The sequence below is a fragment of the Streptomyces changanensis genome, from assembly GCF_024600715.1.
In the GTDB taxonomy this organism is placed as follows: Bacteria; Actinomycetota; Actinomycetes; order Streptomycetales; family Streptomycetaceae; genus Streptomyces; species Streptomyces changanensis.
Genome location: NZ_CP102332.1, coordinates 4,533,529 through 4,554,746 on the forward strand (window position 1 = coordinate 4,533,529; position 21,218 = coordinate 4,554,746).

17 protein-coding genes are annotated in these 21,218 nt (G+C 76.4%); 12 read left to right on the forward strand and 5 right to left on the reverse strand.

Features of this window, described 5'->3' with window-relative positions:
* Nucleotides 1–36: 36 nt before the first annotated feature.
* Entirely contained in the window at nucleotides 37–1,122 is a 1,086-nt protein-coding gene (locus NRO40_RS30825) for a rhomboid-like protein (RefSeq protein WP_058943431.1), read from the forward strand.
* 10 nt (nucleotides 1,123–1,132) lie between these two features.
* Here NRO40_RS30825 and NRO40_RS20285 read toward each other — a convergent pair whose 3' ends face one another.
* A complete protein-coding gene (locus NRO40_RS20285; RefSeq protein WP_058943432.1) occupies nucleotides 1,133–1,777 on the reverse strand; it encodes a GNAT family N-acetyltransferase in 645 nt (214 codons plus the stop codon).
* Between the two features lie 133 nt (nucleotides 1,778–1,910).
* On the opposite strand from NRO40_RS20285, the gene NRO40_RS20290 reads away from it, so the two are divergent.
* A complete protein-coding gene (locus tag NRO40_RS20290; protein WP_058943433.1) occupies nucleotides 1,911–2,465 on the forward strand; it encodes a hypothetical protein in 555 nt (184 codons plus the stop codon).
* 52 nt (nucleotides 2,466–2,517) lie between these two features.
* On the opposite strand, the gene NRO40_RS20295 is transcribed toward NRO40_RS20290, so the two are convergent.
* Nucleotides 2,518–3,021: a YfbM family protein gene (locus NRO40_RS20295; protein WP_058943434.1), complete on the reverse strand. Its 504-nt coding sequence runs from the start codon at nucleotides 3,019–3,021 to the stop codon at nucleotides 2,518–2,520.
* A 182-nt stretch (nucleotides 3,022–3,203) separates the two neighbouring features.
* On the opposite strand from NRO40_RS20295, the gene lon reads away from it, so the two are divergent.
* Nucleotides 3,204–5,606 (forward strand): endopeptidase La, encoded by a 2,403-nt coding sequence (gene lon, locus NRO40_RS20300; protein WP_058943435.1) that lies wholly within the window; start codon nucleotides 3,204–3,206, stop codon nucleotides 5,604–5,606.
* 149 nt (nucleotides 5,607–5,755) lie between these two features.
* Here lon and NRO40_RS20305 read toward each other — a convergent pair whose 3' ends face one another.
* Nucleotides 5,756–6,847 carry a helix-turn-helix transcriptional regulator gene (locus NRO40_RS20305; protein ID WP_058943436.1) on the reverse strand — a complete coding sequence of 364 codons (1,092 nt, stop codon included), beginning with the start codon at nucleotides 6,845–6,847 and terminating at the stop codon, nucleotides 5,756–5,758.
* Between the two features lie 154 nt (nucleotides 6,848–7,001).
* Between NRO40_RS20305 and NRO40_RS20310 the strand changes: the two genes are divergently transcribed.
* The 4 genes from NRO40_RS20310 (at nucleotide 7,002) to NRO40_RS20325 (ending at nucleotide 13,280) form a co-directional block, all read left to right on the forward strand.
* The gene (locus tag NRO40_RS20310) at nucleotides 7,002–9,938 is read left to right on the forward strand and encodes a M4 family metallopeptidase (RefSeq protein ID WP_058943437.1); all 2,937 of its coding nucleotides are present in this window, start codon (nucleotides 7,002–7,004) and stop codon (nucleotides 9,936–9,938) included.
* Nucleotides 9,939–10,102: 164 nt separating this feature from the next.
* Nucleotides 10,103–10,780, forward strand: coding sequence for a response regulator (locus tag NRO40_RS20315; protein WP_232791157.1), 678 nt, complete (start codon nucleotides 10,103–10,105; stop codon nucleotides 10,778–10,780).
* The gene (locus NRO40_RS20320) at nucleotides 10,777–12,006 is read left to right on the forward strand and encodes a sensor histidine kinase (protein ID WP_079047251.1); all 1,230 of its coding nucleotides are present in this window, start codon (nucleotides 10,777–10,779) and stop codon (nucleotides 12,004–12,006) included. The genes NRO40_RS20315 and NRO40_RS20320 overlap by 4 nt, the downstream gene beginning before the upstream one ends.
* Nucleotides 12,007–12,758: 752 nt before the next feature.
* The gene (locus tag NRO40_RS20325; protein WP_058943401.1) at nucleotides 12,759–13,280 is read left to right on the forward strand and encodes a MarR family winged helix-turn-helix transcriptional regulator; all 522 of its coding nucleotides are present in this window, start codon (nucleotides 12,759–12,761) and stop codon (nucleotides 13,278–13,280) included.
* Here NRO40_RS20325 and NRO40_RS20330 read toward each other — a convergent pair.
* The gene (locus NRO40_RS20330) at nucleotides 13,265–14,047 is read right to left on the reverse strand and encodes a protein phosphatase 2C domain-containing protein (protein ID WP_058943400.1); all 783 of its coding nucleotides are present in this window, start codon (nucleotides 14,045–14,047) and stop codon (nucleotides 13,265–13,267) included. The two genes, NRO40_RS20325 and NRO40_RS20330, sit on opposite strands and share 16 nt — an antisense overlap.
* Nucleotides 14,048–14,427: 380 nt before the next feature.
* Between NRO40_RS20330 and NRO40_RS20335 the strand changes: the two genes are divergently transcribed.
* The 5 genes from NRO40_RS20335 to NRO40_RS20355 all read left to right on the forward strand — a co-directional run bounded on the left by NRO40_RS20335 (nucleotide 14,428) and on the right by NRO40_RS20355 (nucleotide 20,032).
* On the forward strand, nucleotides 14,428–17,226 hold the full coding sequence (locus NRO40_RS20335; protein ID WP_232791155.1) for a sensor histidine kinase: 2,799 nt from the start codon (nucleotides 14,428–14,430) through the stop codon (nucleotides 17,224–17,226).
* Nucleotides 17,223–17,723, forward strand: a complete 501-nt coding sequence (locus NRO40_RS20340; RefSeq protein WP_058943399.1) for a roadblock/LC7 domain-containing protein — start codon at nucleotides 17,223–17,225, stop codon at nucleotides 17,721–17,723. The genes NRO40_RS20335 and NRO40_RS20340 overlap by 4 nt, the downstream gene beginning before the upstream one ends.
* 23 nt (nucleotides 17,724–17,746) lie before the next feature.
* Complete coding sequence (locus tag NRO40_RS20345; protein ID WP_107115150.1) at nucleotides 17,747–18,139, forward strand: DUF742 domain-containing protein; 393 nt, start codon at nucleotides 17,747–17,749, stop codon at nucleotides 18,137–18,139.
* Nucleotides 18,120–18,734, forward strand: coding sequence for a GTP-binding protein (locus NRO40_RS20350; protein WP_058943397.1), 615 nt, complete (start codon nucleotides 18,120–18,122; stop codon nucleotides 18,732–18,734). Before NRO40_RS20345 ends, NRO40_RS20350 begins: the two co-directional genes overlap by 20 nt.
* Before the next feature lie 62 nt (nucleotides 18,735–18,796).
* The gene (locus NRO40_RS20355) at nucleotides 18,797–20,032 is read left to right on the forward strand and encodes a styrene monooxygenase/indole monooxygenase family protein (RefSeq protein WP_058943396.1); all 1,236 of its coding nucleotides are present in this window, start codon (nucleotides 18,797–18,799) and stop codon (nucleotides 20,030–20,032) included.
* 165 nt (nucleotides 20,033–20,197) lie between these two features.
* Here NRO40_RS20355 and NRO40_RS20360 read toward each other — a convergent pair whose 3' ends face one another.
* On the reverse strand, nucleotides 20,198–21,199 hold the full coding sequence (locus NRO40_RS20360; protein WP_257375462.1) for a C40 family peptidase: 1,002 nt from the start codon (nucleotides 21,197–21,199) through the stop codon (nucleotides 20,198–20,200).
* Nucleotides 21,200–21,218 lie beyond the last annotated feature (19 nt).

Consider the following 21,218-nt stretch of genomic DNA (forward strand, 5'->3'; position numbering starts at 1 on the left):
CGGATGCCGGGGGGCCGAGAAGGAGGGGGCCTCGCCGTGCGCCTCGAAGCGGAGACCCGCGGTACGCCGGGCGGAGCGGACGCCGCGGAGCGGCCGTCGTGCCGCGTACCCGCCCCACGCGCCGTCGACGACGAGCGGACGCCGGCGGGGCCACGCCCCACCGCGCCGCCCGGAGCGGTCGCGCCGCCGGTCGCCGCCCTGCGGCCCGCCACGGTCACGCCGGGGGGCGCGGTACCGACGGTGGCCGCCGTGTCGGCGGCCGCCGTCCTGCCGAGGGCTGCTGTCCTGCGGCCGGTGGCCGCCGTGCCGACACTCGCCGTCGTGCCCGAGGCCGCCGGCGCCCCGCCCGAGGCCGACGCGTCCACCGGGCCGGTCGCCCCACCGGCCGCCGCCGTGCCGCGGGGGGTGGGCGCGCGGACCGGGCTCACCGCGCCGCTGGCCGCCCCAGCGCCCCCCGGGCCGACCGCGCCGGTGGTGCGGTCGTGGCACGGGATCCTGCGGCGCGCGGCCCGGCTGCTGCCGACGCCGGCCGGCACGCCGTTCACCTTCGGGTACGCCCTCGTGCTCCTCGCGACCTCCCTCTACGCCGAGTTCGGCGACCCGCGGACCGTCGCCGCGCTGCTGCACGCCTCCAGCACCGACGTCGCCCACCTGTCCCGCACGCCGTCGGCGGCGCTCCTCGCGAGCGCGCTGTGGGTGGCGGGCGGTCTGTCCTCCCCGTACGCCCTCGGCTTCGTCCTGGTCCTCACGGCGCTGGAGCGGCGGATCGGGGCGTGGCGGACGGCGGGCGTGTTCGCCGTGGGCCACGTCGGGGCGACGCTGGTGACGCAGGTCCCGGTGGCGGTGTCCGTGGTCGCGGGGCACCTGCCGGAGACGTCCCTGCACCGCCTGGACTACGGGATCAGCTTCGGGCTGCTCGCGTGCGTGGGCGCGCTGGCCGGGCTGCTCGGGCCGGTGGTGCGCGGCGCGGTGCTCGTCTGGGTGGGGGCGATGCTGCTGCGGGACCTGGTCGCCTTCGAGGACCCCCTGACGGCCTGGGGCCACGTCCTGGCGCTGCTGATCGGCGTCGCCGGGTGGCCGCTGGCGCGGCGGGCCGCCGGCCGGGCCGCCGCCTCGGGGTGACCGGCACCCCTCAGGGGGCGGAGCCGTCGCGTACGACGCCGGTGAGCGGCCCTTGGTGGTGCCAGCCCAGCGAGGCGTACAGCCCGCGGCCGTCGACGGTCGCGCTCAGGACGCCGGTCGTGGCCCCGGCGCGGGCGGCCGCCGTCTGGAGGTTCCGCATGACGAGGGTGCCGAGGCCGCGCCGCTGGTGGCCGTCGAACGTCTCGATCTGGTCGAACACCGCGGTCGGGCCCGTCGGGGCGACCTGGCCGTGGGCGGCGAGCCCGCCGTCACCGGCGAGGACGCGGACGTGGTGGACGCCCTCGTGGAACTCGGTGTGCAGCGTGTAGCCGGCGGGCGGCGCGACCTCGGGGGAGGGGCTCAGCGCGGTGTACATCATGAAGCCCGGGTCGTCGGGGACGGTCCACTCGGGGGGTATCCAGCCGGCGACGTCCTCCGGCTCGGCGAGCACCTTGAGCCAGGCGTACGGCTGGGTGACCGTCTCGCAGAGCTTGCGCACGGTGGCCGCGTCCGGCTCGGGGAGCACGTGGCGGAAGACGTGCCGGCTGAGGCCCACGTCGATGCGGTAGCCCCACGGCTCCTCGACCGGCGGCGGCGTGCCGCGTGAGACGGCCCAGCCGCGCACCCACGCCGAGGTAATAACTGCATTCTGCATGGGGCCATTACACACGAGGCGTCGCGGCATCACCAGGGGTGAACAAATCGTGCGGTTGCCGTCACCCTCTGTTTCCGTGGGCGGTGAGGGGCCGGACAGGCGCCTCGTCCGTGCGCGAATGGAGAGACCACTGATGAGAACACCCTCCGCCGGTGGCGCCGCGCTGCGGCGCGCGACCGCGTCCGCCGCCGTCCTCGGCCTGGCCCTGCCCCTCGCCCTGGCGACACCCGCGGCTGCCGGGGCCGGTGCCGCCGGCGGCACCGCCGTCCGGCAGGGCGCCGCCGTCGTGTACACCGCGAGCGGCGGCGTCGCGAACGACGTCGTCGTCGGGGTCCTCCTCGGCGAGGTCGCCGTGCAGGACGAGGCCGGGGTCACCGCCGGTCCCGGCTGCGTGCGGCGCAGCGACGTCCTGGTCACCTGCGGCCCGGTGGGCGGCGTCACCCGGGTCGCCGTCCGGGTGCGGGACGGCGACGACCGGGTCCACGTCGCGGCGCCCGTCGACGCCTCCGTCGACGCCGGTACCGGCCGCGACGAGGTCACCACCCACGGCGGGGGCGACCGGATCGTCCTGCGGGACGGGGCGCCGGGCGACACCGTCCGGTCGTGCGGCGGCGGCGAGGACCACCTGCGCGCCGACCCGGGCGACACCGTGCCGGCCTCGGGATGCGAGCACCGCGCCACGACGTGACGCCGCGGAGCGCGGACGGCCTCCGCCGGCCCGGCGGGGGCCGTCCGCGCGCTCAGTCCAGCCAGAGCAGCACCGCGTCACCGTCGCGGGCCGCGGAGGTGAGGAACGGGACCAGCTCGTCGTAGTGGTGCGTCACGTAGTCGAGGGACTCGCCGCGCTCCCACACCACGCTGGGGTACACCTCCGCCCGGGCCAGGTCCTCCGGCCCGACGCCCTCCACCAGCCGGGCCGCGGGCACGTCCGCCAGCGCCTCGGCGGCCGCGCGGACCCGCTCCGGGGTGAGGTAGCGCGGCGGCGCGTACCCCCAGTCCCCGGCCTCCGGGAGCGGCTCCTCGCCGAAGACGACGTCGACCGGGAAGTCGAGCCGCGACAGCAGGAAGTCCAGCGCGTGCCACGCCTTGTCGGTGCTCAGGCAGCGGGCGGACGCCGCGTCCGGTTCCCCGTCCAGTTCCGCGTCGACCAGCTCGTCAACGAGGTCCCGGGCCCACTCGGGATCCCCGAGCGCGCGCTCGAACTGCGCCGGCGTCAGCCGTACGTACTCTCCGATCATGCTCATGGACGGATCGTAGGAGCGGCCACTGACAACGCCCCTGGAAGGCGGACGCACGACGGGCCGAGCCGCCCGGGTCACCGCTGGTCGGACGGGTGATCGCTGTGGGCGAACGCGCCCCCGGGAACACCGCGGCGCTCAGGTGCATTGAGTCGGTACAGCTCAACTTGACTGCCGAAGGGGAGATCATGGCTTCGACGTCCGCACCGCTCACCCTGCCCGTGCTGCCGCTCGACGACGAGGTCGTCCTGCCGGGCATGGTCGTACCGCTGGACCTGTCCGACACCGACGTCCGCGCCGCCGTGGAGGCCGCCCAGGCCGCCGCCCGGGACGGGAGCGACAAGCCCCGGGTGCTGCTCGTGCCACGGGTGGACGGCACGTACGCCGGCATCGGCGTCCTCGGCACCGTCGAGCAGGTCGGGCGGCTCTCCGACGGGGATCCCGGGGCGCTCATCCGGGGTCGGGCGCGCGTGCGGATCGGCGCCGGCACGACCGGGCCGGGCGCGGCGCTGTGGGTGCAGGGCAGCCGCGTGGAGGAGGCCGTGCCGGAGCCGCTGCCGGGGGCCGTGGTCGAGCTGGTCAAGGAGTACAAGGCCCTCGCCACCAGCTGGCTGCGCAAGCGCGGGGCCTGGCAGGTGGTCGACCGGGTCCAGCAGATCGACGGCGTCGCCGCCCTCGCCGACAACGCGGGGTACTCGCCGTTCCTCACCACCGCCCAGAAGGTGGCCCTGCTGGAGACCGTCGAACCCGTCGCGCGGCTCCGGCTCGCCACCGAGCAGCTGCGCGAGCACCTCGCCGAGCAGGACGTCGCCGAGTCCATCGCCAAGGACGTCCAGGAGGGCGTCGACCGGCAGCAGCGCGAGTTCCTCCTCCGCCGCCAGATGGAGGCCGTCCGCAAGGAGCTCCGCGAGCTCAACGGCGAGGACGACGAGGGCGGGACGGACGACTACCGGGCCCGCGTGGAGGCCGCCGACCTGCCCGGGAAGGTCCGCGAGGCCGCCCTCAAGGAGGTCGACAAGCTGGAGCGCGCCAGCGACCAGTCACCCGAGGGCGCCTGGATCCGCACCTGGCTCGACACCGTCCTGGAACTGCCGTGGAACGAGCGCACCGAGGACCGGTACGACATCCGGGGCGCCAAGCAGGTCCTCGACGCCGAGCACGCCGGGCTCGACGACGTGAAGGAGCGCATCACCGAGTACCTGGCCGTGCGCAAGCGCCGCGCCGACCGCGGGCTCGGCGTCGTCGGCGGCCGCCGCGGCGGGGCCGTGCTCGCCCTCGTCGGGCCGCCCGGCGTCGGCAAGACCAGCCTCGGCGAATCCGTCGCCCACGCGATGGGGCGGAAGTTCGTCCGCGTCGCCCTCGGCGGCGTCCGGGACGAGGCGGAGATCCGCGGCCACCGCCGCACCTACGTCGGCGCCCTGCCCGGCCGGATCGTCCGCGCCGTCAAGGAGGCCGGGTCCATGAACCCCGTCGTCCTCCTCGACGAGATCGACAAGCTCGGCTCCGACTTCCGCGGCGACCCGGCGGCCGCCCTGCTGGAGGTGCTGGACCCCGCGCAGAACCACACCTTCCGCGACCACTACCTCGAAGTCGAGCTCGACCTCAGCGACGTCGTCTTCCTCGCCACCGCCAACGTGCTCGAGGCCATCCCCGAGGCCCTCCTGGACCGGATGGAGCTGGTCCGCCTCGACGGCTACACCGAGGACGAGAAGGTCGTCATCGCCCGCGACCACCTGCTGCCCCGGCAGCTGGAGCGGGCCGGTCTCGCCCGCGACGAGGTCGTGGTCGAGGAGGGCGCGCTGCGCCGGCTGGCCGGCGAGTACACCCGCGAGGCGGGCGTGCGGAACCTGGAGCGCTCCCTCGCCCGGCTGCTCCGCAAGGTCGCCGCCCAGACCGAGCTGGGCGACCGCGAGCTGCCCACCACGATCGGCGCGGACGACCTGCGCGGGCTCATCGGGCGGCCCCACCACGTACCGGAGTCCGCCCAGGACCCGGCCGAGCGCCGCACGTCCGTGCCGGGCGTGGCCACCGGCCTGGCCGTCACCGGCGCGGGCGGCGACGTCCTCTTCGTGGAGGCGTCGCTCGCCGACCCGGAGACCGGGGCGGCGGGACTCACCCTCACCGGGCAGCTCGGCGACGTCATGCAGGAGTCCGCCCGGATCGCGCTCTCCTTCCTCCGCTCCCACGGCGCCGAACTCGAACTGCCGGTGACCGGGCTGAAGGACCGGGGCGTCCACATCCACTTCCCGGCCGGAGCCGTACCGAAGGACGGGCCGAGCGCCGGCGTCACCATGACCACCGCGCTCGCCTCGCTGCTCAGCGGCCGGCTGGTGCGCACGGACGTGGCGATGACCGGGGAGGTGTCGCTGACCGGCCGGGTACTGCCGATCGGCGGGGTCAAGCAGAAGCTGCTCGCCGCCCACCGGGCCGGGATCACGACCGTGGTCATCCCCAAGCGGAACGAGGCCGACCTCGACGACGTGCCCGCCGAGGTCCTGGACACGCTGGAGGTGCACACGGTGACGGACGTCCGGCAGGTGCTCGACATCGCCCTGGCGCCGGCGACCACCGCCGTCGCGACGGCGGCCTGAAGCCCCCGCCGGTACGGGCCGGCCGCGCCCTCGTAGGGGGCCGCGGCCGGCCGTCGCCGCGCGCTCGTAGGGGGCGCGGGCGTCCGGCCCGTACCGGTGGGGCGGCGGATCCTGCGCCCTTGCCGGCGGTAGCGCCCGTCCGTCCCGGGTCAGGGCTCCAGCCAGCCCCGGGCCGTGGCCCGCGCCCCCGCCTGGAAGCGCGTGCGCGCGTCCAGCGCCTCCAGCAGCCGGCTGATCCTGCGCCGCGCGGTGTGGACGTGTACGCCGAGCCGCCGCGCTATGGCCTCGTCCTTCAGCCCCGCGGCGAGCAGCCGCAGCAGCTCCCGCTGCTCCGCCCGGTCCCCGGCCCCGCCGTCCCGCCAGGCCCCCGCGGACGTCCGGCCCACCGCCCCCGCGCCCGCCGGCCCCGCCGCGTCGGCCCCCGCCGAACCGGCACCGGCACCCGAGCCGCCCCCCGCCGTACCCGCGCCCGCGCACTCCAGTGGTACCGCCCGTTCCCACACCGCCTCGAAGAGCGGCACCAGTGCCTCCCGCAGGCGCGCGTCGGCGACGACCAGGGCGTACGCCCGCGGGTCGGCCGGGTCCGCCGGCGGCAGCAGCGTCACCCGCCGGTCCACGGCCACCAGCCGCGTCGGCACCCCCGCCGCCACCCGCACCCGCAGCCCCCGCCGCGCCAGCGCCGCCACCGCACGGGCCCGTCCGGGCGCGGCGAGCCCCGCCCGGTCCAGCACCGCCCGCACCTCGACACCCCGGGCGAGCAACCCGCCGACGTCCAGGCCCGCGTACGGCGGCCGGTCCATCAGCAGCACCTCCCGCTCGGCCCCGGCGAGGAGCCGCCCGACCCGCTCGTCGACCGCCCGCCGCCCGGTCACGGCCTCGACGCCGCCGGCCCCCGACTGCGCGGCGGCCGCCCGCTCCGCCGCGAGCCGCTCGGCGGTCGACCGGAGCCGCTCCAACTCCGCCGACCTGCGGTGGAGTTCCGCCTGCCGCCGGTCGATCAGCGTGCGGATCGCGGTCGCCGGCGCCGCCGGGTGCGGCAGTCCGCCCTCCCGCGCGGGGTCCGCCGGCCGGGCGAACCCGTGTTCCACCAGCCGGTCCAGCGCGGTGTGCACCCGCTCCCTCGGAAGGTCGAGGAGGTGTGCCAACTCCTCGACACGTTCGGCCCGTTCCAGCAGCAATGCCTCATACGCCCGCTCCTCGGCCTCCCCCAGGCCAAGTGGGGGCAATCCCCCCTTGATCATGGGTCGGATTCTCTTCGGGCCCTCACCGGACACACAAGTGTGCATGTCCACTTCTCCGCACAGTTGGCTCATTGCCCACCGGTGAAGCGCGCCGCTTGCATGGCCCCACACCACCCGAACGGCTCTGACCAAGCACGTAGGAGGGGTACGAACTGTGCGCGCATCCAGGACGACTTCAGCGAGAACCGGCATACGGAAGGGGGCTGCCGCGAGCGGGGGAGCGGCGCTCCTCGCCGCCGGGCTGCTGATCACGGCGGTCCCCGCCGCCCACGCCGCCGGCACCACCCGGACGGCGGGCCCGCAGGCCACCACGGCGGTGCCGGGCGACCCCCGGCCCACCGCACCGGGGGCCGACCTCATCCCGCTCCCCGAGACGGACACCCCGTCCCTCGTGGACGGCATCCGCGAGCCGGCCGACGCCGGCGCCTCCCCCGCCGACGCGGCGCGCGGCCACCTCGCCGCGAAGGAGAGCCGGTACAAGATCCCCGAGCCGCGGCGCGATCTCGCCCCCGTGCAGACCCTCCGGCGCGGCGCCGACGAGACGGTACGGCTCCAGCAGAAGCACCGGGGCGTCCCGGTCCTCGGCGGCCAGTACGTCGTCCGCATGGAGACCGGCGCCGGGCGCCGTGCCGTGACCGGCACCTCCGGCCGGTACTTCACCGACCTGACGGTGAACACCACGCCGGCCGTCAGCGCGGAGACCGCCGTCCGCCGCGCCGTCGGCGCGACGCTCGACCGGTTCGGCGGCGACCGGCTCACCCGGTCCGGCGCCGACCCCGCCCGCCGGGACGCGACCGGCGGCCCGGCGCTCAGGGGCAGCTCGGCGGGGCTCGTCGTCATCCCGCGCGGCACGGGCGTCCTCGCGTACCACGTGACCGTGCGCGGCACGAACCCGGTGACCGGAGAACCGGTCCTCCAGCACGTCTACGTGGACGCGCGGGCCGGCTACCCCCTCCTCCAGCACACCGGCATCAAGACCCTCACCGCCCCCCGGACCGCCGCCGCGGACACCCGGCAGCGGGCGAGGGGCGTGCCGGGCGCCGCAGGCACGGCGGGCCCCGCCGGCGCCCCGGCCGCCGCGGCGGACCCCGCCGAGGCCGTCACCGGCAGCGGCGTGCGCCTCGACGGCACGAAGGTGCCGCTGAACGTCGACCGGCCGACCGCCGACGGGCCCTACCTGATGACCGACCGGGCCCGCATGGCCGAGGGCAGCAAGAACGCGCTCACCACCTGGGACGCCCGCGACAAGGACGTCCTGGACGTCCTCGGCGGCTGGCCGCAGGACCTGAAGCCGTTCTCCTCGCCCACCGCCGCGTTCGGGCAGGACGCCACCGACTCCGGCGCGGTCGACGCGCACTGGGCGGCGGGCCAGGTCCACGACTACTACGAGGAGCGGCACGGCCGGTCCGGCCTCGACGGGCGCGGCTCCGCCGTCGACTCCCTCGTCGGCGTGACCCTGTTCGGCGAGCCCTACGTCAACGCCTTCTGGGACGGCACCAAGATGGTGTACGGCTCGGGTGACGACGAGTTCCGCCCGCTCTCCGCCGACCTCGACGTCGTGGGCCACGAGATGACGCACGGCGTCGTCGAGAACACCGCCGGCCTCGTCTACGCCGGCCAGTCCGGCGCCCTCAACGAGGCCGTCGCCGACTACTTCGGCAACGCCATCGACGTCGACCGCTCCGGCCGCTCGATGGACGACCCCGACGCCGGGCTCATCGGCGAGGACCTGTGCCGCACGGCGAAGCCCCGCGACTGCGCCCTGCGCGACCTGGACGACGGCGCCACCACCGCGAAGAACTTCCTCGGCGTGACCTTCGGCATCGACAACGGCGGCGTCCACCTCAACTCCACGATCTTCTCCGGCGCCCTGTGGGACATGCGCCAGGACCTCGGCCCCGAGCCGGCCGACCGGATCGTCTACAAGGCGCTCACCGAGTACCTCACCCCGCTCGACGGCTTCACCGAGGGGCGTGAGGCGGTCGTCGCGGCCGCCCGGGACCTCGGCGCCACCACCCGCCAGGTCGACACCGTCAAGCGGTCCTTCACCGCCCACGGCATCGTGCGCGGCTGGGAGAACGCGCTCGGCGTCGACTCCGAAGCCCTGCTCACCAAGGTGAACACCGACGGCACCGAGGTCCAGGCGGGCGGCGGCTGGTGGACGGCCGCCCGGTCCGACGAGGACGGTTCCGAGCCGTACTCCGTCTACGCCGGCCGCGTCGACGGCAAGGGCGCCCCCCGGCTCATGAGCCCCAACGACGGCCGCTACCACGTGAACCCGGCCACCGACGGCCGCACGGTGGTGTGGGCCGCGTACGGCCCCGACGGCGTCGACGTCCTGTCCCGGCCCCTCGCGGGCGGTCCGGTGAAGAAGCTGCTGTCCACGCAGGGCGACGTCCTCAGCCTGCGCGTCGACCGCGGCGTGACCGTCTTCGACGTGTACGACGTCCTCGGCGACGGCCGTCACGTCGGCTTCCTCCGGGCCGGCGACCCGCGGCCCACGTACGTCGACGGCGCCCGCGACGACACCCTCACCGGCCTGCCCTCCGTCGGCCACGGCCGGATCGCCTACGCCAAGCTGTACCCGGCGGACGGCGGCCACCGGCTCGGCGTCGAGATCCTCGACCTGGGGACGGGCCGGACCGTCCTCGCCGAGCAGCTCGGCGAACCGCAGTCCCTGGGCCGCACCGGGGTCAACGCCACCCACGTCTTCTGGCTCAACGACGAGAACCTCGACGACGACGGCCAGTCGACCATCCGCCGCACCGGACACGACGGCACCGGCACGTACGACATCAGCAGCGAGTACAAGCCGGGCGCCCTCGTCGCCTCGGACCTCACCGTCTCGGACTCGGCGGTCACCGTCAGCGCCACCCCCGTCGGCGACGGCTCGCAGACGCTCGACAACGCCGCCCTGCCGAAGGTCTGGCAGCTCACCACGGACGGCTCGCGCACCCAGCGGGTCTCCTGCAACCGCGGCATGCAGCTCTCCCCGGCGGCCGACACCGGCACCCGGGTGGTCTGGCTGGACGGCACGACCGGCTGGACCGACCTCGTCACCCGCGCCCGCCCGGCGGGCCGCTGCGGCTGATCCCGGCACCCGGCCCACGGGTCCCCACCGGTCGACGCGGCACCCCCGAAGCCCCCGGCACCCCAGGTGCCGGGGGCTTCCCCGCGGGCCGCGACGGCTCCTCGCCCGCGCGGGCAGCGCCTATGCTGAGGGCGCTCCAGAACGCCTGAGTGGGGTCCGGCCGTATGAACCGTTCAGCAGTGCACGTGATGATCGTCGACGACGAGGACCTGATCAGAGAGGGACTCCGGCGGATCGTCGACGGCTTCGACGGCACCCGCGCCGTGGCCGCCTGTACGGGCTCGGAGGCGCTCGGCGAGGCCGTCCGGCACCGGCCGGACGTGGTCCTGCTCGACGTGCGCATGCCCGACCGGGACGGTCTGAGCGTCCTCGCCGACCTGCGGGCCCTGCCCGAGCCGCCGGTCGTCGCCATGCTGACCACGTTCGACGCCGACGAGCACCTGTCGGCGGCGCTGCGCGGCGGCGCGGCCGGTTTCCTCCTCAAGGACACGGCCCCCGAACAGTTGGAGTACCTCATCAAGGAGCTGGCGGCGGGCGGCAGCGTCATCGCCCCGAAGGTGGCCCGCACGGTGGTCGACGGCTACCTGCGCGCGCAGGGCGACGGCTTCGAGGACCGGCAGCCCACCGCCGACGACCGGGCCCTGGCGCTGGAACTGACGGCCCGGGAACGCGAGGTGCTCGCGCTCCTCGCCGAAGGGCTGTCGAACACGGAGATCGCCCAGCGGCTGTTCATCGGCACGACCACGGTGAAGGACCACGTCAGCACCCTCCTCGCCAAGCTCGGCGTCACCAACCGGGTGCAGGCGGCGGTCCGCGCCCACCAGCTGCGGCTCGTGCGGTGACGACCCGCTCGACCGCAGAGCGGATCCTCGTGGCCGCCGCCGTGGCCGAGCTCCTCACGGTCGCCGACGCCTTCAGCGCCGTCCCCCTCGCCGTCTGCGCGGTCGCGCTGCTCGCCCTGCCGCTGCGCCGGCGGCTGCCGATGACGACGCTCTGCGCGACCCTCCCGTCGATCCTCACCGGGCACCTGTGGCTGCCCCCGATGATCGCGATGTTCACCGTCGCCTGCGACCGGTCGCGCCGCCGCACCGCCGTCGGCTGCGCTCTGCTCTTCGCCGCGGCGGCCTGCCCCTGGCCGCTGCGGGAACTCGCCGCGATGACCCGCCAGGAGGTCCTCACCTCGATCGAGGCGGCCGCGCTGCTGAGCGTGGGGCCGACCGCACTGGGGCTGCTGGCCGCCACCCGGGCCGAGCTGCGGGCCCGCCTGGCCGACCTCACGGCCACGCAGCGGCGCGAGCGGGAGCTGGAGTCGGAGCGGGCCGTCGTGCGCGAACGCGCCCGCCTCGCCCGCGAGATGCACGACACCGTCGCCCACCACGTCGGCATCATCGCCGTCCAGTCGGGCGCCCTGCGGGCCGCCGAGGGCGCGGCGGGCGGGGACGCCTGGAAGCGCGACACCGCCGAGAGCATCCGCCGCCACAGCGTCCGGGCGCTGGAGGAGCTGCGCGACATGGTCGGCGTACTGCGCGCCTCCGACGCCGGCGCGGCCCTCGCCGTGGGCCGCACGGGCCTTGACACCCTGCGCGAACTGGCCGCCGACAGCCTCCTGGACGTGACCGCCGACGTGACCGCCCCCGAGGCGGCCCGGGTGCGGCCGGAGGTGGAGTGCGCGGCCTTCCGCATCGTGCAGGAGTCGCTCAACAACGTCCGCAAGCACGCCCCGGGCGCCCGCGTCACCGTCCGGGTGGCGCCCGCGCCGGACGGACGGTCCCTGACGGTGGAGGTACGCAACACCCCGCCGACCCCCGCCCCCGCCGCACCGGCGCGGTCTCCGGCACCGGGCGGGGCGCGGGAACCGCGGGCAGGCGGGGCGGAGGAAGGGGCGGCGGTACCGGGCGGGGCGCGGGAAGCGGTACCGGGCGGGTCGGCGGAGGCCGGTGCGGAGCTGCCGGGTGGCGGGTACGGCCTGGCCGGGCTGCGGGAGCGGGCCGAGCTGCTGGGGGGCTGCCTGTCGGCCCACCCCTGCCCGGAGGGCGGCTTCACGGTCCGCGCCGTCCTGCCCCTCTGAGGCGCCCGGGCGGAACTCCGGGCCGCGCCGGTACGCGGCCACCTCTACCGGGCCGGCCCCGCCGGTACGCCGTCCGCGGCCGGTCGGAGGGGGCCGACCGGAGGTTACGCGTCCGCTGGGCCGCCGGGCAGGATGGGTCGACCGGGCTCCGGCGGGGACGACCACCCCGGCGGACTCGAGGGGGAGCTTCCGCGGCCGTACGTCCGTGGAACGGCACCGGTCGGTGGGGTTCCGGCGCGACGTGGCACCGGGGCAGCGGTGCTTCGACGCGCCGGAACCGCTCCGCCGCAACCGGCCCCACCCCTTCGCCGCTCGCCCTCCACCCCGCCCGGGACGCCCGGGGCCGCCGGTGACGCTCCCGGGCGCCACCTTCCGCCGAGCCCGCCCCCGGCCCACCCCGGGCCACACCGCCGCGCGCCCCACCGTCCGCGGTTCCCGCCGCCGGGCCCCGCAGTCCGCCGCCGTCCGCGCGGCAGCCGTCGCCGTCCCCGCGCGGCCCGCGCCGTCCGCCGCCCCCGCCCGGGCCCCGGCAGCGCCGCGCGCCTCACCGTCCGCGGTCACCGCCAGCCCGGGCCCCGCAGCGTGCCGCCGTCCCCGCGGCCCCGGCCCGCTCCGCGGCCGCCCCCCGCCCCGCCCCCCGTCGCCGCGCCGACCTGCGCCGACGGGTCGGCCGCTGCGAAATACTGGCCGTCCGCGGGCACCGAACCCGCGCACGGCACGGCACGGCACGACAGCGCGCGAGGGATGCGGACATGCACACAGGCCCGACGGGGAACGGACCGGAACGCACCGGGGACGACGCCGCCGACCCGGAGTTCCTCGCCCTCGAACGCGAACTGGCGGTCTTCCTGCGCCGCGCCCGCGCCTCCTCCGGTGAGATGGCCCGCGAGGTCCACCCCGAGCTGGAGCCGGCCGCGTACGGACTGCTCGCCCGGCTCGATGACGCGGGCGGCCGGCGCGCGACCGAGCTGGCCGCGTACTTCGGCGTCGGCAAGGCCACGATGAGCCGCCAGCTGCGCGCGCTGGAGGAGCTGGGGCTCGTCGCCCGGGAGCCCGACCCGGCCGACGGCCGCGCCTGGCTCGTCCACCTCACCGACGAGGGACGGGACCGCTTCCGCCGGGTCCGCGACGCCCGCAGGGCCCGGTACGTGCGCAAGCTCGCCGACTGGGACCGTGCCGAGGTCGCCGAGCTCGCTCGCCTCCTCCACCAGCTCAACACCCGGGCCGAGGGCGGTGAGCCGGGAGCCCGGCGCGGCCCTCAGAGCTCCGCGTAGACCGCCGTCGCGTCGTCGTGGAGCTTCCAGCGCCGCACCCCGCCCGCCTCCGCGTCCCGCGCCTCCAGCGCCCGCACCCGGTCGAGCAGGCCCCGCGCGCCCTCCTTGCGGAGCACGCCGAGGCACTGCGTCCAGTCGCCCTCCCGGAACAGCTCCACCCACCGCGCCGCTCCGTCGGTCAGCGCCGCCAGCGCGCGCACCTCGGACCGCGGCGTCACGCCCGTCACCGCCCGCGCGGCCACCGCCGGGTCGGCGGCGGCCGTGAAGAAGCCGCCGTCGGCGTTGCGCAGCAGGTCCGTGGCCGCGTGGGAGCGCAGCACCTCCGGCGGGACCGCGTCCAGCCGGTCGTCCAGGACGGCCCGGACCCCGCCCTCCGGCGACTCCAGCAGCAGGACCGAGTCGGAGAGGACGAGGTGCTCCACCGTCCGGTCGTCCCAGCGCGCCAGGACCACCGTCGCCTGGGGCGTACGGACGTGAGAAAGGTCACACTCACCTTCGTGGGCGTCCGCGGTGCGCCGGATTGCCTCCGCGAGGACCTCCGTCAGCGTCAGGTCGGTCCGCGAAGCGGACAGTTCGGTCAGCGCGCCACCCAGGCGCGCGGTGAACCAGTGCACCGAGTGCACACAACCGTCGTCCCCGGAGGGCGGGGTCACCCCGTCCAGGAGCACCACCGCACCGCCCCGGCCGGACGCCGGGACCGCCGTGGCCGCCCAGTCCTCGTTGGGGCGTTCGGGCCGGCCGGGCAGCGAAGCGGTCTCACTGTGCATGCGCCTCAGTCTGCATGACTCCTCCACACCGCGCACAAGGCCCGGTGGGGGAGCGGTACCAGCAGGTCAGGGCGGCGCCGACCGCCCCGGTGCGGGCCGGGCGCGGCCCGTCGGCCGAGGTGCGGGCGCGCATACTGCCAAAGCCCGCGCGGAAGGTCCAACCCGGCCCCCGCCCCCGACCCGCCGGTCGCCGGTGCGCGAGTTGTTCGCCAACTCCGGAGTGTTGTTCACTCGTTCGGGTGGCGGAGCGGCCGAGGGGTGCTCGCTGCCCAAAAGGGCTGGAATGGTCGGAAGCCGTACCAGGGGTGGGAGCGCTCTCCATGTGTGACCGGCCGTCACCTCTGCTTCAAGGGCGAACGAGTTCAAGAATGTGAGCACCGGTGCAGAAGCGCAGTGACACTCCCGGCGATCCCCACGTTCCGGGCGGCCGCCGCGTACGGGTCCGCAGCCGGCTCGTGGCCGGTGTCGCCCTCGTCGGCGTCACCGTCATCGGCGCCGGGACCCCGGGCCTGCTCACCACCTCCGCCGACCTGACGGAATCCCAGGGCCTGGTCACCCTCGCCGAGCTGAACCGCCAGGCGGTCACCCTCGCGCACTCCCTCGCCGACGAGCGCGACGAGGTCACGGCGTACGTCGCCGCGGGCCGCGCCGCCGGCACGGACGACGGCGGTGACGGCGAGGCCGGCGGTACGGGCGCCGGCGGGCCGCGCGAGGGCGCGGGCCGCGCGAAGCCGGCCCTGTCCAACACGTCCACCGCGCGCGTGGACCGCCAGATCGAGGAGATCCGCGCCGCCGCCCCCGAGGACCTGCGCCGCGCCCTCGCCGAGGTGCCGTCCCTGCGCCGCACGGCCGTCACCGGCGACGGCACCGCGCTCGCCGCCCACCGCGCGTACACCGAGGTGATCGACCGGCTGCGGGCCCTCGCCGGTCAGGTCGCCGACCGCACCCCCGCCCGCGCCACCGACGGCCCCGGCCGCGCCCCCGCCGAACTGGGCCGCGCCGTCGAGCAGGCGTCCGCCACCCGCGGCCTCCTCCTCGCCGCGCTCGCCCTGCCCGACGCGGCCGGCGGCGACCGCACCGTCTTCGACCCGGTCAGCGGCCGGTACGTCACCGAGGAGGACCCCGAGGCCGCGGCCGCCGCCCGCGCCCGGGACGAACTGGCCTCCGCCGCCCACCGCGCCCGCGTCCGCGAGCAGGTCGCCCTCGCCGACTTCGACGCCGACGCCGACGCGCCCGCCCGCCGGTCGCTCGCAGCGACCGTCACCGGCCCGGAGGTCAAGGCGGCCGAGGAGTACCTCGCGAAGCTCGCCGACGGCCGCGAGCTGACCCGCGGCGAGCGCAGGACCGACCCCGAGCAGCTGTCCGCCGCGCTCACCGCCCGCATCGAGCAGATGCGCGGCGTCGAGTCGGCGCTCGCCACCCGCCAGATCGAGCGCATGGAGGGGCTGCGGGACGCCGACGTCACCGCCCTGGAGCTGCGCGTCGCCGTGCTCGGCGGCTGTCTGCTCGTCGCGATCGGCGTCTCGACGGCCGTCGCCCGTACGCTCACCCGGCCGCTCGCCGTGCTGCGCATCGGGGCCGCCCGGGTCGCCGCCGCGCCGGAGGCGGAGGAGCCGATCCGCTTCACCGGACGCAACGACGAGTTCGCCCAGGTCGTCCGCTCCCTCAACACCCTGCACGGTCACCTCCTCGACCTCGCGGCCCGCGCCGGACGCGACGGCGGGCGGGAGGCGGCGGCCGCCGAGCTGTCCGCCCGCCACGCCGAGCTGCGCGTGGAGACCGACCGGCTCACGGCCGAGCTGCGGACGCTGCGGCACACCGTCCACCACACGTTCGTCAACCTGTCCCTGCGCACCCTCGGCCTGGTCGAGCGTCAGCTCACCGTCATCGAGAAGCTGGAGGAGCGCGAGCAGGAGCCGGAGCGGCTCGCCACCCTCTTCAAGCTCGACCACATGGCCACGGTCATGCGCCGGCACAGCGAGAACCTGCTGATCCTCGCCGGACACGAGCACAGCCACGCCCACCAGGGGCCGGTCCCGCTGGTGGACGTGCTGCGGGCGGCCGTCAGCGAGATCGAGCGGTACGAGCGGGTCGCCATCCAGTCCCTGCCCCCGCGCGCGTACGTCGCCGGGTTCGCCGCCGACGACGTGAGCCACCTCCTGGCGGAACTGCTGGAGAACGCCACGTCGTTCTCGCCGCCGGAGGCCCGGGTGCAGCTCTCCGGCTGGCTGCTGGAGAGCGGCGACGTGATGCTGTCCGTACGCGACAAGGGCATCGGGATCACCCCGGCGCGGCTCGCCGAGCTCAACGCACGGCTCGCCGACCCCGCCCTGGCGCAGGCCGCGGCGGACGCGTCCGCCGCGGCCGCCGGCGGGGCGCGGGCCGGGGGCGAGCCCGAGGGGGAGGGGCTCGGCCTGCGGGTCGCCTCGCTGCTGGCGGCGCGGCACGGGGCCCGCGTCGAGCTGCGGACCGAGGAGGACGGCGGCGTGACGGCCCTGGTCGTGCTGCCGCAGGCCCTCCTGCCGGACGCCCCCGCCACGGCGGTGCCGCCGGCGGTGGCGCTCGCCGAGGGCCTGCCGACCGTGAGCCTGCCCGGCCCGGTGGCGGAGGCCGGCTCCCCGGGGCCCCAGCACCGCAGGACCCCCGACGACGCCCCGGTGGCGCAGGACGCGCCGCAGGCGCGGACCGGTCACGAGACCGCGGACACCGACGAGGACGTACCGGCCGAGGCCACCGCGGAGGCGGCCGACGAACCCACCGACGCCACGGGGCCCGCCCCGACCGCCGAGACCCCCGCGGAGGCGGCCGGCGAACCCACCGACGACGCGGAGGCCACCGACGCCACCGGGTCCGCCCCGACCGCCGAGACCACCCTCCAGGTGCGGCTGCCGGAGCCCGGCGGGGACGGCCACGAGCGCGGCGAGGACGCCGCGCCCAAGTGGGAGCGGGTCGGGCGGGTCACCGACAAGGGCCTGCCGAAGCGGACGCCGCGGATCGTCGAGACGACGGCGCCACCGGTGGAGCGCACCGGCGGGGTGAACGCCGAGGAACTGCGCCGCAGGCTCGGCGGGTTCCAGCAGGGCGCCCGCGACGGCCGGCGTGACGTGGAGGCCGAGATCGCGGGTACGGAAGAAGCGGGATCAGGAACGGGGGACACAGTCGAGGAGGCACACAAGTGAGTGCGACGACCGGCTCCGGCACCGGCACCGGGACCCGAGGACCGAGCAGCGGGGCGCAGAACCTGCACTGGCTCCTGGGCAACCTCGTGGAGGAGGTACCCGGCGTGCGGTCCGTCGCCGTCGTCTCGTCGGACGGGCTGCTGCTGCTGTCGTCCGACCCCGAGGCGGCACGCGGGGACGGCGGTGAGCGGCCGCGCGGCCCGCGCGGGTCCAGCGCCGACCTCGCGACGATCGTCTCCGGCATCGGCAGCCTCACCGCCGGGGCGGCCGGCCTCATGGACGGCGGCGGCGTCAAGCAGACGATGGTCGCCATGGAGCAGGGCAGCGTCTTCGTCATGGCGATCAGCGACGGCTCCCTCCTCGGCGTGCACGCCGCGCCCGACTGCGACATGAGCGTCGTCGCGTACCACATGGCACTCTTCGTGGGCCGGGCCGGACACGTGCTCACGCCCGAACTCCGCAGCGAGCTGCGCCGGTCGCTGGAGGGCGACCGGTGACCGCCCTGTCGGCGGGGCTGCCGATGCGCGGCGAGGGGCGCAGGCCCGCCCGCGTACGCCCCTACTCGCTCACGGGCGGCCGCACCCGTTTCGGGCACGTCCTGCTCGTCGAGACGTTCGTCGCCGCCCTGGAGGCCCCCGACGCGGACGGCGCGGCCCCCGCCAGGGAGGCCCGGCAGGCCAGGCCCGGCGGGCGGCTCATGCCCGAGATGCGGGCCATCGTGCAGGTGTGCCGCCGGATGCGGACGGTCGCCGAGATATCCGCGCTGCTGCGCATACCGCTCGGCGTGGTCCGGGTGCTGGTCAGCGACCTCGCCGACCAGGGACGGCTGCGCGTGTACGGAACCGGGCACGGCACGGGGCAGCCCGACCGCGCGCTGCTGGAAAGGGTGCTCAATGGACTCCGCCGTCTGTGACCTGCCGGAGGAGGAGGCGCCGGCGCCCTGGCAGCTCGACCACGACCGCGCCCCCATCGCGACGAAGGTCGTCGTCGCGGGCGGCTTCGGGGTCGGCAAGACCACCTTCGTCGGCTCCGTCTCCGAGATCACCCCGCTGCGCACCGAGGCCCTGATGACCCAGGCCGCCGCGGACACCGACGACCTGTCGGCCACGCCCGACAAGGCCACCACCACCGTCGCGATGGACTTCGGCCGCGTCACGCTCGACGAGGACCTGGTCCTCTACGTCTTCGGCACGCCCGGCCAGCAGCGCTTCTGGTTCATGTGGGACGACCTGGTGCGCGGCGCGATCGGCGCCGTCGTCATGGCCGACACCCGGCGCCTCACCGACTGCTTCGCCGCGCTCGACTACTTCGAGAGCTGCCGCCTGCCGTACGTGGTCGCCGTCAACCACTTCGAGGGCACCCGGCGGTTCGAGGTGGAGGACGTGCGCGACGCGCTCACCGTCCCGCCCGACGTACCCATCGTGATCATGGACGCGCGGGAACGGTCCACCGTCGTCGAGTCGCTGCTCGCGCTCGTCGCCCGCGCCCTGGAGACGACCCCCGCCTAGGGGTGTCCCGCGGCGCGCCCTCGGCACCACGGCTACACAAGGAAAGAAGAGGCCCCCTCTCGATGCGCCAGATACTCATCGTCGGAGCCGGCCAGTCCGGGCTCCAGCTCGCCCTCGGACTGCAGGCCCAGGGGTACGACGTCACCCTGATGTCCAACCGCACGGCCGACGAGATCCGCCACGGGCGCGTCATGTCGACGCAGGTCATGTTCGCCACGGCGCTCCAGCACGAACGGGACCTCGACCTGGCCTTCTGGGAGCCGCAGGCGCCCCGCATCGAGGGCCTCGGCGTCTCGGTCGCCGGCCCGGACGGGTCCCGCGCCGTCGACTGGGTCGGCCGGCTCGACGGCTTCGCCCAGTCCGTGGACCAGCGCGTGAAGATGGCGGGCTGGATGGAGGCCTTCGCCGAGCGCGGCGGCCGGCTCGTCATCCACGGCGCGGCCGTCTCCGACCTGGACTACTTCTCCCGCACCTACGACCTCGTCCTCGTCGCCGCGGGCAAGGGCGAGCTGGTGTCGATGTTCGAGCGCGACGCCGCCCGCTCCGCCTTCGCCGAGCCGCAGCGCGCGCTGGCCGTGTCGTACGTCCACGGCCTCGGCCCCCGCCCCGAGCACCCGGAGCTCGACGCGGTCCGCTGCAACCTGGTGCCCGGTGTCGGCGAGCTGTTCGTGATGCCGACCCTCACCACCGGCGGCCGCGCGGACATCCTGTTCTGGGAGGGGATCCCGGGCGGGCCGCTCGACGTCTTCCAGGGGGTCAAGGACCCGGGCGAGCACCTGGCGCTCACGCTGGAGCTGATGGAGCGGTACACGCCCTGGGAGTACGCCCGCGCCACCCGGGTGGAGCTGACCGACGCCGGCGGCACCCTCGCCGGCCGTTACGCGCCGACCGTCCGCAAGCCCGTCGGGCGCCTCCCCGGCGGCGGCCTCGTCCTCGGCGTCGCGGACGTCGTCGTCGCGAACGACCCCATCACCGGCCAGGGCGCGAACTCGGCGGCGAAGTGCGCCGCGAGCTACCTGGCGTCCATCGTGGAGCACGGTGACCGCCCGTTCGACGAAGCGTGGATGCAGGGCGCGTTCGACCGTTACTGGGAGACCGCCCAGCACGTCACGAAGTGGACGAACGCCATGCTCGGCGTCCCGCCGGAGCACGTGCTCGGCCTGATCGGCGCGGGCGAGCGGCACCAGGCCGTCGCCGACCGCTTCGCCAACGGCTTCGACGACCCGTCGGACTTCGAGGGGTACCTGTACGACCCGGCGGCGACCGCCGCCTACCTGGCGTCCGTCGGCGCGGCCTGACGCCACCCCGCACGCCACCACCGGCCGGGAGGGGGCGTGGTGGGTCGCCCCCGCAGGGGTCGGCGGCGATCGCGGGTTCACTTCCGCGGTGCCCGAGGCCGCCGACCCCGAGGAGGTGACCCACCGCGGCCCCGACCCCACCCACCGGCCGGGGCCGGTGGCGGTTCAGTTCCCGTCGGCGCCGTCCCCGGGCAGCGGCGGCGGAGCGTAGGAGGCCAGCGGCCGGGCGTCCGCGTCGGGCCGTACGGCGCCCAGTACCGGGTGCGCCGCCAGCGGTGAGACCGACACGGGGGCGCCGGGACGCGGCGCGTGCAGGACGCGGCCGCCGCCCACGTACAGCGCGACGTGGGTGGCGTCCGGGAAGTACACCACCAGGTCGCCGGGGCGCAGCGACCGCAGCGGGACGCGGGGCAGGGTCCGCCACTGCTCCGCGCTGCCGCGCGGCACCGGCCGGCCCGCCGCCTCCCACGCCCGCGACGCGAGCCCGGAGTCGTCGAAGGACTCCGGACCCCGGGCGCCCGGGGCGTACGGCTTGCCGAGCTGCTCCGCCGCGTACGCCACGGCGTCGGCGCCCTCCTGGGACGGCGTGCCCTCCCCGGCCGGTACGCCCTCCTCGTCCAGCGTCCCGGTGGCCGTCAGCTTCTGCCGGGCCCCGTCCGCGCGGTCCCGTTCCAGCGCGGCCAGCTCCGCGAGTTGCCCGGCCGACAGGCCCGCGAGGGCCTCCTCGACCTCCCGCAGCCGGGCCTGCGCCTCGTCGTGGGCCCGCTGCCGCGCGGCGATCAGCGCCTGGTGCGCGTCGAGGGCCCGGCGGGCCGCGGTCGCGACCGCGTCGGCCCGCTTCTCGCCGCCCTCCAACCGCGCGACGGCCGCCGCCTGCTCCCGCGCCGCACGCCGGAACACCTGGCCCTGGTCGAGGGCGTGGCGCGGGTCGCGGGTGAAGAGCAGCCGCAGCGACAGGGACAGGTCGGTGCGGCCCTGGTACTGCGCGCGGGCCAGCCGCCCGGCCGCGGCGCGGGCGCGGGCGAGGGCGTCGCGGGTGCGGGTGAGGTCACCGCCGAGCCGCCGCGTCTCGGCGGTCTGCGCGGCCAGCCGCTCCTGGGCGGCGTGATACGTCTCGCCCGCCGCCTCCGCGTCCCGGTAGAGCGCCTGGAGGCGGGTGAGCAACAAGGAGACGGGCTCGCCCCCG